Consider the following 5,710-nt stretch of genomic DNA (forward strand, 5'->3'; position numbering starts at 1 on the left):
GTATATAATTAAAATAATAGAGAAAGAAATAGAAAATAGTAGTTGAGAAAATTTTAGGGTATGAAGTAATAAGAAAAAAAGTTAAAAATATTAACCTAAGAATAAATTCAGAAGGTAATATATATATTTCTGTTCCATTTAATATAGATAATTACTATATAGAACAGTTTATAATTTCAAAAAAAACTTTTATAGATAAACATATAGATAGAATAAGTAGATACAAGGAATTAACGAAAAAATTAGATATTTATGTAGATAATTCTTTTCTTTCTTTTTATGGCAAAAAATATATTTTAAATTTAAAAGAGAATAAAACTAAAAAAATATATTTTGAAGAAAATAGAATAATTATTGAAAATAGTAAAATAGATAAAGAAAGTATTAAGAGCATAGTATATAATGATATTTATTATAACAAGGCTAAAAGATTATTTATGAGTAGATTAAAACATTATTTAGAATTAATGAATGAAAATAATGATATAAAATTTACCATAGGGAATATGAAAGGTAAATGGGGTATGTGTAGACCAACTAAAAGAGAAATAGTATTAAATATAGAGCTAATGAAAAAAAGTTTGATTGAAATAGACTCAGTAATAGTTCATGAAATAACCCATTTAAAACACCCTAATCATAGTAAAAATTTTTATAAACACATTGATAAATATTTTCCTGATTATAAACAAGTAAATAAAAAGTTAAATCAGATTTAAGCATAAATATAAGGGAAATATGAAGTATAAACAAGTTGACAAAATAAATTTTGACATGTATTAATAAACTTTATATGAATTAATTAAAAATATAAGTTTTATTATACATGTTTTTATTATATCAAAGTGTTTTTGTATAAATTTCTAAAAAATAGCGGTTGCTAAGGACTAATATAAATGTTAAAATGTAGAGTAAAAGAAAAATATAAAAGGAGATAATAAATAATGGTAGATAAAAAATACATAAGAAATTTTTCTATTATTGCTCATATAGATCATGGTAAATCTACAATAGCAGATAGACTTATACAGTCTACTGGAACTGTAACAGAGCGTGAAATGAAAGAGCAACTTTTAGATACTATGGATCTTGAAAGAGAAAAGGGAATTACAATAAAGGCTCAGGCTGTAACTCTTAATTATAAAGCGAAAGATGGTAATATGTATCAGTTAAATTTAATAGATACACCAGGCCATGTTGACTTTATATACGAAGTATCTAGATCTCTTGCAGCTTGTGATGGAGCATTACTTGTAGTAGATGCTGCACAAGGAATAGAAGCACAAACTCTTGCTAATGTATATTTAGCATTAGAAAATGATTTAGATATAATACCAGTAGTTAATAAAATTGATTTACCATCAGCAGATCCTACAAAGGTACTGATTGAAATAGAAGATATAATAGGTTTACCTACTGATGATGCAACCCTAACTTCTGCTAAGACTGGTTTAGGAATAGATGAATTATTAGAAAAAATAGTTACTAAATTACCTGCTCCAAAAGGAGAAGAAAATGCGCCATTAAAGGCTCTAATATTTGATTCGCATTACAATGATTTTAGAGGTGTAGTAACATATATTAGAATTATAGATGGTAGCATTAAAAAGGGTCAAAAAATAAAAGTAATGTCTACACATAAAGAATTTGAAGTTTTAGAAGTAGGACAATTTGTTCCTAAAATGAAAGAAGTAGATGAATTAGGTGTAGGGTCAGTTGGTTATATAGTAACAGGTATAAAATCAATTAAAGATACACAGGTAGGAGATACTATAACTTCAGTAAAAAATCCTACAAAGATGGCTTTGGAAGGTTATAGACCAGCCCAAAGTGTTGTGTTTGCAGGTATTTACCCTATATCAACAAATGATTATGAAAATTTAAGAGAAGCACTAGAAAAATTACAATTAAATGATGCTTCACTTATATATCAACCAGAAACTTCACTTGCATTAGGTTTTGGTTTCAGATGCGGATTTTTAGGTTTATTACATATGGAAATTATAGTTGAAAGACTAAGAAGAGAATTTGAAATTGATTTAATTTCAACAGCCCCATCTGTTCAATATTATGTAACACCTGAAAATGGAGAAACTATTATGATAGATAATCCAGCCGAATTTCCTGATGGTAGAAAACATATAGAAGAACCATATATAAAAGGAACTATTATGGTTCCAAAAGAATTTGTAGGAAATGTTATGGAACTTTGTCAAGAAAAAAGGGGAACATTTCTTAATATGAATTATTTAGATGAAAATAGAACTATGTTAGAATATGAATTACCATTAGCAGAAGTAGTAATAGATTTTTATGATAAATTAAAATCTAAAACTAAGGGTTATGCTTCATTTGAATATGAATTTATAGGTTATAGAGAAGCAGACTTAGTTAAGGTAGATATATTAGTTTCAGGAGAAGCAGTAGATGCGTTTTCATTTGTAGCACATGCAGATTTTGCGTATAGTCGTGGTCGTGCAATAGCAGAAAAATTAAAAGATGTAATACCAAGACAACAATTTGAAATACCAATTCAAGCTGCATTAGGTAGTAAAATAATAGCAAGAGAAACTATAAAAGCACTTAGAAAAAATGTTTTAGCCAAATGTTATGGTGGAGATATAACAAGAAAGAAAAAATTATTAGAAAAGCAAAAAGAAGGTAAAAAGAGAATGAAAGCAATCGGTAATGTTGAAATACCACAAGAAGCTTTCTTAGCAGTACTAAAACTTAATGATAATTAGAAAGGAATTAAAATGGCTTTAAAAAAATTAATATTTTTTGACGTAGAAACAAATGGACTTAAAGGAACTTCAGTTCTTTCTATTTCAGCAATGAAAGCATCATATAATACTGAAACAGATGAAATGCTAAAATTAGGTGAATATGATAGATTTTATTTTAGAAATGATGGAGAGCAAATTAATGAAAAGGCTATAATTGTTAATGGATTAACTGATGAAGAGATAGAAATAAGAAGATCTAAGTCTGATATTAAATATGCTAGAACTTTTGAAGAAGATATACAATCTTTTTATGATTTTTGTGATGGAGCAGATCATTTTATAGCACATAATATAAGATTTGATAGAGATTTTATACCTTTTAAATTAGAGTGTCAATTTGATACTATGTTAGAAAATATGAATATTTTAAAAATACCAGGGAAATATAATTCATATAAATGGCCTACACTTAATGAGTGTGCTGAATTTTATAATGTAGAAGTTGATGAAAATGAACTGCATCAAAGTATATACGATGTATTAACTATGGCTAGAATATTTTTCAAGATGAGAAAAAATACTCTTGCTAAAAGTAGAATTAAAGAATACGTAATAGAGAATAAAGGAACTAGATTTTAAGTTTTGGAAAGGGAATAATGATAGAAATTTTTGGGAGAAATGAATTTATATGGCTAATATATATATTAGTCAATTACTGTTTTATGTTATTTGCATATAGAAAATGGGGAAAGTTAGGTATAATGATGTTTATACCACTATCTATTGTAATTGCAAATATACAAGTTAATAAATTAATAGTTTTATTCGGTGTAGAAGCAACTATGGGGAACATTGCGTATGGTGGAATATTTTTAATTGAAGATATATTATCTGAAAATTATGGTAAAAAATATGCTAAAACTGTGGTAGCAATAGGATTTTTAACTATGGTATTTACTACAATAGTTATGAACCTTGCGATATTAATAAGTCCATCAGAAGCAGATACTGCACAAAATGCTATTAAAGCATTATTTTCTCCTTTATTAAGACTTACTGTTGCTTCACTTATGGCATATACTATATCAACTTATTTAGATATACATTTATATCAATTAATAAGAAAGATATTTCCAAGTTTTAAAAATATATGGATAAGAAATAATTTAAGTACAATAATAAGTCAAATAGTTGATAGTGTGATATTTACATTAGTTGCATTTGTAGGAATATATGATACGAATATTTTAATTAGTATAATGTTTTCAACATATTTCTTAAAATTAATAATATCAATAGCAGATACACCTTTTGTATATATAGCGGCATGGTGGAAGAAAAAAGGAATAATAAAAGAAGTAGATGATAAGATATAATAAAATAGAAAATCAAGTTAGAAAAAGAGAAATAGTGCTTTTAAAAGGATTACCGTGTGCTTATGGTAAATGTTCTTTTTGTAACTATATTCTAGACAATACAACTGATGAAGAAGAAATTTATAGAATAAATAATGAAGTTTTAGATAATATTACTGGTGAATTTGGAGTTTTAGAAGTTATAAATTCAGCATCAGTATTTGAACTACCTAAGAGTAGTTTAGAAATGATAAAAAAAATAGCAATAAAAAAGAAAATACATACTATATATTTTGAAGCATATTTTGCTTATGTAAATAGATTGAATGAAATAAGAAGTTTTTTTGAAGGAATAAATATTAGATTTATTATAGGAATAGAGACATTTGACAATAAATATAGAATTAAAACTTTAAAAAAGAATTTTTATTTAACAGATAGAATATTTGAAAAAATAAAGCAAGAGTATTATACAGCCTTATTATTAATATGTACTAAGGGTCAAACAAAAGAACAAATATTAAATGATATAGAATTGGGAACTAAAAATTTTTCATTAACAACAATTAGTATTTTTATAGAAAATGGAACAGAAATTAAAAGAGATGAAAAATTAGTAAAGTGGTTTTTAAATGATGTTTATCCTAATATTAAAGATAGAACTGATATTGAAATACTTGTAGATAACAAAGATTTTGGAGTTTATGTACAATAGGAAGAAGAAAAAAATGAAAAAAATAAAAGAAATAACAAAAGTATATAAGGATTATTATTTAGAAATAATATGGGCAATAATTGCAATGCTTATGGTAACATATAATAAGATAAATTTAATAAGAGAAGATACAATAGATATAATATTTTTAGCAATGCTAGGTTATCTAATAATAATACTTTATAAAAATTCTTTGAAAAATAAATATATTTCTACGATTTTATCTGTAATAACAATAGGTTTAATAATTTATTCCGTATTAGGTTTAGCAAATATATTATTTTATAAACAAATTACAGCATTAATAGGAATAGCCATAGTTTCTATAACTATACTAGAACTTAAGAAAAATTATTTACTAGAAGTAATTTATACTAAAATATTAATACATGCAGGTATTTACTTATTAATGATAATATTTAATATATTATTTGTAATGATGATATATGGATTGTTTGATATTAAATATTTAAGAGCAGAAATTTTAGTATATTATTTTATTGTTTTGAGTGGCTCAGTAGTCAGTATATTATATCAACAAGATAATAGAAAAGAATATTTTTCTAAAAAAGTAATAAACTATATATTTATCATATTTTTAATATTAAGTTTAATCTTAATATATACTAATATTTTTGTCAGAGGATTTAAAACATATTACATAGTAACACATATGATATTTTGGGTTTCGTATTTAGTTATTTTGTTAAATCTTACAATAAAGAAAAGATTTATACCATTAACTATATTACCGATAGTATTTTATGCAGTATATAGAGTATATAGACATATATTAGAGTATGGTTATACTGAAAATAGATATTTTATATTATATTTTAGTATTTTACTTATAGTTTTTTGCATAATGCAATTATTAAACTATTTTAAAACAATAACTTATGCCTATATATTTA

Annotated in this window: 6 protein-coding genes; all 6 read left to right on the top strand. The window is 24.3% G+C overall.

What is annotated here, in order from left to right; all coding sequences use genetic code 11:
• Positions 1–89: 89 nt before the first annotated feature.
• A complete protein-coding gene (locus AWT72_RS09285; RefSeq protein WP_306765436.1) occupies positions 90–719 on the top strand; it encodes a M48 family metallopeptidase in 630 nt (209 codons plus the stop codon).
• A gap of 225 nt (positions 720–944) precedes the next feature.
• Entirely contained in the window at positions 945–2,744 is a 1,800-nt protein-coding gene (gene lepA / locus AWT72_RS07790; RefSeq protein ID WP_067143314.1) for a translation elongation factor 4, read from the top strand.
• A gap of 12 nt (positions 2,745–2,756) precedes the next feature.
• Positions 2,757–3,365, top strand: a complete 609-nt coding sequence (locus AWT72_RS07795; protein ID WP_067143316.1) for a 3'-5' exonuclease — start codon at positions 2,757–2,759, stop codon at positions 3,363–3,365.
• 17 nt (positions 3,366–3,382) lie between these two features.
• Positions 3,383–4,102 carry a queuosine precursor transporter gene (locus tag AWT72_RS07800; protein ID WP_067143318.1) on the top strand — a complete coding sequence of 240 codons (720 nt, stop codon included), beginning with the start codon at positions 3,383–3,385 and terminating at the stop codon, positions 4,100–4,102.
• Positions 4,089–4,796, top strand: a complete 708-nt coding sequence (locus AWT72_RS07805) for a radical SAM protein (RefSeq protein ID WP_067143320.1) — start codon at positions 4,089–4,091, stop codon at positions 4,794–4,796. The genes AWT72_RS07800 and AWT72_RS07805 overlap by 14 nt, the downstream gene beginning before the upstream one ends.
• Before the next feature lie 13 nt (positions 4,797–4,809).
• Positions 4,810–5,710: hypothetical protein (locus AWT72_RS07810; RefSeq protein WP_156413111.1), on the top strand; the 901-nt coding region annotated here is incomplete at its 3' end.

Source organism: Oceanivirga salmonicida (genome assembly GCF_001517915.1).
Taxonomy (GTDB): Bacteria; Fusobacteriota; Fusobacteriia; order Fusobacteriales; family Leptotrichiaceae; genus Oceanivirga; species Oceanivirga salmonicida.

What these genes read in the sequence shown, in the direction of transcription:
- lepA (WP_067143314.1), top strand. Translation starts at nt 945, where the DNA reads ATGGTAGATAAAAAATACATAAGAAATTTTTCTATTATTGCTCATATA.
- AWT72_RS07795 (WP_067143316.1), top strand. Translation starts at nt 2,757, where the DNA reads ATGGCTTTAAAAAAATTAATATTTTTTGACGTAGAAACAAATGGACTT.
- AWT72_RS07800 (WP_067143318.1), top strand. Translation starts at nt 3,383, where the DNA reads ATGATAGAAATTTTTGGGAGAAATGAATTTATATGGCTAATATATATA.
- AWT72_RS07805 (WP_067143320.1), top strand. Translation starts at nt 4,089, where the DNA reads ATGATAAGATATAATAAAATAGAAAATCAAGTTAGAAAAAGAGAAATA.